This window comes from Candidatus Protofrankia californiensis, assembly GCF_900634765.1.
Taxonomy (GTDB): domain Bacteria; phylum Actinomycetota; class Actinomycetes; order Frankiales; family Frankiaceae; genus Protofrankia; species Protofrankia californiensis.
Genome location: NZ_CAAAFT010000051.1, coordinates 8,784 through 14,746, shown reverse-complemented (window position 1 = coordinate 14,746; position 5,963 = coordinate 8,784). Strand labels below are relative to the sequence as shown.

The window sequence follows — 5,963 nt, the reverse complement described above, 5'->3', positions numbered from 1 at the left end:
GCCGTTCGAAGCCGTTCGAAGCCGTTCGCAACCAGTTTGAAACTGTTCAAAACCGCCGGCCTTGAAATCCACCTACCTGTCGGGGGCGGGCGGGGCCGCCGTCTCCTGCTCCAACGCGGCGATCGCCTCGCTGACGGCGAGGATGCGCCGCGCGTTGTGCACGTGCAGGTTCTCGATCATCCGACCGTTCACCGTGGCAACGCCACGGCCGGAGGCCAGCGCCTCCTCCCAGGCCGCGAGGATGCTCCTGGACTCCTCGACCTGGGTGTCGGTGGGTGCGAAAACCCGGTTGCAGGGCTCGACCTGACCGGGATGGATCAACGTCTTACCGTCGAAGCCCAACTGCCGCCCCTGTAGGCATTCCGCCTCGAACCCGTCGAGGTCACGGATGTCGTTGAACACCCCGTCCAGGATGGCGATACCGGCGGCCCGGGCGGCGAGAAGGCACAGCCCGAGCCCGGTCAGCAGCGGCGCCCGGCCCGGCACGTGCTCGGCGTGCAGCTCGTTGGCCAGGTCGTTCGTGCCCATGACGAAAACACCGAGCCGCTGCGACGCCCGCGCGATCTCCTCGATGTGCAGCATCGCGACGGGAGTCTCGACCATCGCCCAGATCCGGGTGTGTTCCGGCGCGCCGGCCTCCTCAAGGCTTTTTTCGACCGCGTGCACGTCCCGCGCGGAACCGACCTTCGGCACGACCACCGCGTCCGGACCGGCCTGTGCCGCCGCGCGCAGGTCGTCGGCGTGCCAGCGGGTGTCCAGCGCATTGACGCGGATGGTCACCTCGCGCCCGCCGTAGACCCGTTCCGCGACCTTCGCGCAGGCCCGTTCCCGGGCGGCCTCCTTGGCGTCCGGGGCGACGGCGTCCTCAAGATCGAGAATGAGCGCGTCCGCGGAAATCCCCTTGGCCTTCTCCAGCGCCCGCTCGTTCGCGGCGGGCATGTACAGGACCGATCGGCGCGGGCGGTAGGCCACCGTCGAGTTACCCGTCGAGTCGCCACTCACGGTGCTCATCGGGCTGCCTGCCCGGTGGCGCCGACGAAACCGGTACCGGCGAAACCGGTGTCGGTCAAACCATATGCCTCGGCCAGATGCGGGTCCCGCGCGGCAAGGGTCCTGGCCAGCTCCAGGACAACCCTGCACTGCTTGACCGAGGCGTCGTCCTGCATCTTTCCGTCGACCATCACCGCTCCGGTTCCGTCCCCCATCGTCTCGATGACACGCCGGGCCCAGGCAACCTCGGCCGGATCAGGGCTGAAGACCTTCTTCGCGATATCGATCTGCACCGGATGCAGGCTCCACGCGCCGACGCAGCCCAGCAGGAAGGCGTTGCGGAACTGGTCCTCGCAGGCCACGACGTCCTTGATGTCACCGAACGGCCCGTAGTACGGCAGGATCCCGTTGGCGACGCAGGCGTCCACCATCCGGGCGAGAGTGTAGTGCCACAGATCCTGCTGGTAGGTCGGGCGCGGCGCGTCCGGGTCGGTCGTGGACGGGTCGGCCCGGACGAGGTATCCGGGATGGCCGCCACCGACGCGGGTCGTCTTCATCCGCCGGTCTGCGGCCAGGTCCGCGGGCCCGAGCGACAGGCCCTGCATACGCGGGCTCGCCGCGCAGATCTCCTCGACGTTGGCGACACCGCGCGCGGTCTCCAGGATCGCGTGGACGAGCAGCGGACGGGTCAGCCCCACCTTCGCCTCGAGCTGGGCGAGCAGGCGGTCGACATAATGGATGTCCTCCGGCCCCTCGACCTTGGGCACCATGATGACGTCCAGCTTGTGACCGACTGCCGGGACGAGGGTCAGCAGATCGTCAAGGCCCCACGGCGAGTCGAGGCTGTTCACCCGCGTCCACAGCTGGGTCTCGCCGAACTCCGTGGCCGCGGCGAGTTTCACGAGCCCCTCGCGAGCATCGATCTTACTGTCGGCCCGGACGCCGTCTTCGAGGTTGCCCAGGATCACGTCGATGCGGGGCAGGATGTCCGGGACCTTCGAGGCCATCTTCTCGTTGCTCGGGTCGAAAAAGTGGATCACGCGAGAGGGGCCCTGCGGGAGCTCTCGCAGGGGCACCGGCGCTCCCACCGCAAGTGGAGCGAAGAAGTCCCTCGGGTTACGCATCTGTAATCTCCCGTCGGCCTGACCGGCCCGGTCACGCGGCCAGCCCGGTCAGTATCCCGGCAGCGGCCCCCACAAGCATCTTGTCCGCGACACTCGCGATGATCCACCGACCCTGGGATGCATGGGACGCAACCGACACACCACGAAGATCGCGCACACCGCGAAGATCACGAAGCGTGACCGGAGACCGTCTCAGTGACGCGGCTCCTCAGTAACGCGGCTCCGAGACGGTGACGACCACCATGGACGGGGCCCACCAGTAGCTGCAGTCCGGCGGCGGCTGGAGCCCGTCCACGACCCGCATGCGGATGGAGCGGAAATAGCTCATGAGAGACCGCTGATGGCGCCGGGAAAGGGAGTCGATCTCGTTCGAGTAATAGGTGAACGAACCGCCTTCGGTAAGATGCTCGGCGGCGGCGGGAAAGAAGTGTTCGGCGTAGGTCGAGCCACCCAGGAAATGGGATTCGAACTCGGCCTCGTCCAGCGGGTAGGTGTCGAAGAAGATACCGTCGAACCGCCCCAGGGAGCCGATGACGTCCTGCCATTTGCCGAATACGATCTCCGTGTTCTCGCGGCCGGCCGCGCGGCTCCACTCCACGGCCGTCTCGAACACCTGCGGATTCGCCTCCACGATCGTGTGGTGCGCGGGCCGGTGTTTCTGGATGTAGCCGGCGGAGATGCCCAGGCCGAAGCCGATCTCCAGGACCGAGCGGTCGGGGCCGGCAACCTGCTCCGCCATGGCCTGCATGAGCGGCGTCTCCCAGGTCTGCATGACCTGCTGGCCCGAGACGAGCAGCGAACCGTCGACAACCGTGGGAATCGCGGAGTCGACAGGCTCCACGATATTCGGCCGAGGGGCACCGGAAACCATGCCTTCAGCCGCCTCGTCCAGTGCCCTCAGATCGGATACGAACTCGTCGAGAGCCCGCCCGAGTAACCATGTTCGCGGCTGGTCCGATAATGGTGCGAGCAGCGAGTCGGATATCTCGGAGAGTGACGCCTCGAACTTGTCGGTGTGCCTGAGCACATTGACCTCCCGATACTGGCTGCACGCGGATGACAGCGGCCATCAATGTAGCGCAGGAACCAGCGGTTGGAACCTGACCCAGGATGGTCCGGCATCGTGTCGGTAGGCCCGGTGTCGGCTTAATGGCAACGGAGCCCCGCGGACGAACATCACAGATAGATATCACGACAGATACGGCCCGTTACCGAAACACGGTCCGGCCGGCAGCATCGCAGTGGTGGCGGCGGCACCTGCCGGCGGCAACCGCGACCAGCAGATTCTTCCCGGAGCGGGAGATGAACGATATTACGTAGAGTTGTCAGTCGAGCACTACAACGCTAATTGCAGGAATAGCTTGGCAATCCGTCTCACCGAACGCATCCAAAACAGAACGGAACGAACATGAAAGTCCTTCGCATCCGAACACCGCCGACTGATTCCGGGAGCACTGGAGATCGGCGACGGATATCCGGAGATGACATCTGGAGAGCCAAAGGCAAAGCGATCATGCTCTTTCCGCCCCCGGATCACTCACCGGATGCCGGCCAAGCGGCGGAGGTCTACCGTTACTCCGCACCATGGGTATTTGGAGGGTCAGTTCGGGAGGATTTTGCATGCTGTTCACGGAAAATTTTCCTGGTAATGTGAAGCACCGATGAAAAGACCTCGGCCGTCTTACCCGCGGAAACTCGGTGTGTCCGCTCTCCTGCTCGCCGCGCTGACCGGGTGGATCTTCCTGTGGACGCTGACAAATCCACCGGGAACCGCTCCGGACGAGCCGAGCCACTATGCGAAAGCAGTGGCCGCCGGGCGCGGACAGATACTCGGCGAGCATGTCCCGCTCGCCACGCTGCGGTCCTTCGGAGCGTTCAACGAGGATTCGCTGCGACAGGTCCGCAACGCCTACCGCAGCTTCGACGTGCCAGCGGATCTGCGGATCACGACCAACCCTCCCTGCACCGCGCTGCACCCGGACGTGTCCGCGGCCTGCCTGCACCAGCCCCCCGCCGTCCCGCCCGGCCGGGTCGAAAGCATCGTGGGCGCTTATCCGCCATGGCTGTACATCTCCGAGGGTGTGCTCACGTGGGCGGCGTGGTCGGTGGGGTCCGGCTACCTTCTTGCCCGGTTCGGTTCGGCGCTCATCTCGGCAGCGCTGTTGGCGATCGCTGTGTGGCTCCTGCTGGATGGCCGAAAGCAGCGCGGTCAACGACCCCTGTTGCTGGCCGGGGTCGCGGTCGCGGTCACTCCTATGATGATCTTCATCAGCTCCCAGGTCGGTGCCAGCGGCGCCGAGCTTGCCGGCGCGCTGGCCTGCGGTGCGGCGGCGCTGCGGCTGTCCCGAGCCGACCAGCCGCCGGCACGGACCTGGTGGATCGCCGGCATCGCCCTGGGCGTGACAGCGCTCAGCCGTCCCATGGCACCGCTGTGGGTCACGCTCGCGGTCACCATCTGGATCGGACGCCTCTGCGCACGTACGGCGTTGCACCGCCTCCGCGGGGCCGGACGGCCCGCGGCCACCGCGGCGGCGATTGCCATGGTGGGAATCGCCGGGTCGGTGATCTGGACACAGGCCCTGTCGCTGCGTACCCCCGTCCTGTGGGGCCGGCTCGGCCACGGGTTGGCGCTCGCCGCCGAATCCGCCGCCGCTTCGGCGCGCCAGACGATCGGGGTCTTCGGCTGGCAGTCCGTCCCGCTACCGACGGTCCTGTACTGGCTGTGGGTCGTCCTGGCCGGCGGACTGTTCCTCGCGGCGTTCGTGGTCGGCCGGTGGCACGACCGCGCCCTGCTGGCCGGGAGCCTGCTGGTGGTCGTCGCCCTGTACGAACTGCTCGCCGCGGCGGTGTTCATCCAGAACGGGTTCGGCATGCAGGGCCGATACGTCCTGCCGGCGCTGGTGATGCTGCCGCTGCTGTCCGTGGAGGTGCTCGCCGAGCGGCTGCCCGCGCGGCTGTCCGCCCGCGCCGCCGCGGTCGCGGCCGGTGTCATCGCCGTGAGCGGGGTCGGCCAGTTCGCCGCATGGATCACCAACAGCCACCGGTACGCGGTCGGTCCGGACGGACCGCTGTGGTTCCTGTCGCATCCGGCATGGTCACCACCCGGCGGGTGGGCGCTGTGGACGATCCTTGCCTGCATACCTATGATCATCACCTTCGCGGCGGCCCGGACCGTCTACCGGGATGCCGGAACCAGCTCCGGTCCGGAGCCCGGCTTTGGCCCCGGATCTCTCCGACGTGACGGCGCACCGCTGCGGACACGGAATGCGCGTGCTACTCGCCGGTGAAGACGAGTGTGACCTCCTGGGCCCTGCCGGTACCGCCCGCGCGGATCTGGACCCGCTGGCCATACCCCACATAGGTGAGCGTCGTCTGCCCGTCGGCGACATTCTGTTGCTGAAACGTGTAGCCGGCAGAAGGCATCGACTGCCGGTAGTACCGGATGGCGTCGTCAGCGGTCACATCACTCAACGCGACCGTCGTAGCCTTCGCATCGGCACTGACGAGCGTGGGAGCCGCGTCCTTCGGGAACGGGAAGTGCCTGGGGACGAGTGTTCCCCGCAGCGCCGCGATACCGGTTGTCACGGTGGGCTGCGCGGTCACCGCCGCCGTCGTGGTGGTCTGGGTCGGCAGCACCAGGTCGGTCGGCGAGTCTGTCGGCAGACTGCCGGCACCGGCACCGGCACCGGCCGCGGTCACCGATACGTCCGAAACAGCAGTGGGCGGGCCATCGGAGGCGGCTCCGCCACACGCGCCGAGCAGAAATGTCAGACCCACGGCACCGGCCGTCACTGTCCGAAGTTGCGGCGGCATTCCGGCCCGGCTCATCGATACCTCCAGTCACAGCGG

5 protein-coding genes are annotated in these 5,963 nt (G+C 67.2%); 1 reads left to right on the top strand and 4 read right to left on the bottom strand.

The window, feature by feature from the left end:
* Positions 1-72 precede the first annotated feature (72 nt).
* From DD1DGNOD_RS02735 to DD1DGNOD_RS02725, 3 genes are all read right to left on the bottom strand, one after another.
* Positions 73-1,011, bottom strand: a complete 939-nt coding sequence (locus DD1DGNOD_RS02735; protein WP_131769369.1) for an HpcH/HpaI aldolase/citrate lyase family protein — start codon at positions 1,009-1,011, stop codon at positions 73-75.
* Positions 1,008-2,114, bottom strand: coding sequence for an HpcH/HpaI aldolase/citrate lyase family protein (locus tag DD1DGNOD_RS02730; protein WP_131765035.1), 1,107 nt, complete (start codon positions 2,112-2,114; stop codon positions 1,008-1,010). The genes DD1DGNOD_RS02735 and DD1DGNOD_RS02730 overlap by 4 nt, the downstream gene beginning before the upstream one ends.
* 208 nt (positions 2,115-2,322) lie before the next feature.
* Positions 2,323-3,141, bottom strand: a complete 819-nt coding sequence (locus tag DD1DGNOD_RS02725) for a class I SAM-dependent methyltransferase (RefSeq protein ID WP_131765034.1) — start codon at positions 3,139-3,141, stop codon at positions 2,323-2,325.
* Between the two features lie 673 nt (positions 3,142-3,814).
* Between DD1DGNOD_RS02725 and DD1DGNOD_RS02720 the strand changes: the two genes are divergently transcribed.
* Positions 3,815-5,401, top strand: a complete 1,587-nt coding sequence (locus DD1DGNOD_RS02720) for a DUF2142 domain-containing protein (RefSeq protein ID WP_165034700.1) — start codon at positions 3,815-3,817, stop codon at positions 5,399-5,401.
* On the opposite strand, the gene DD1DGNOD_RS02715 is transcribed toward DD1DGNOD_RS02720, so the two are convergent.
* Positions 5,388-5,813 carry a hypothetical protein gene (locus tag DD1DGNOD_RS02715; RefSeq protein ID WP_131769368.1) on the bottom strand — a complete coding sequence of 142 codons (426 nt, stop codon included), beginning with the start codon at positions 5,811-5,813 and terminating at the stop codon, positions 5,388-5,390. The two genes, DD1DGNOD_RS02720 and DD1DGNOD_RS02715, sit on opposite strands and share 14 nt — an antisense overlap.
* Between the last annotated feature and the right edge of the window lie 150 nt (positions 5,814-5,963).

Bases quoted from the DNA above. Each gene is read 5' to 3' on its own strand.
- DD1DGNOD_RS02735 (WP_131769369.1), bottom strand. From the start codon at position 1,011: ATGAGCACCGTGAGTGGCGACTCGACGGGTAACTCGACGGTGGCCTAC.
- DD1DGNOD_RS02730 (WP_131765035.1), bottom strand. From the start codon at position 2,114: ATGCGTAACCCGAGGGACTTCTTCGCTCCACTTGCGGTGGGAGCGCCG.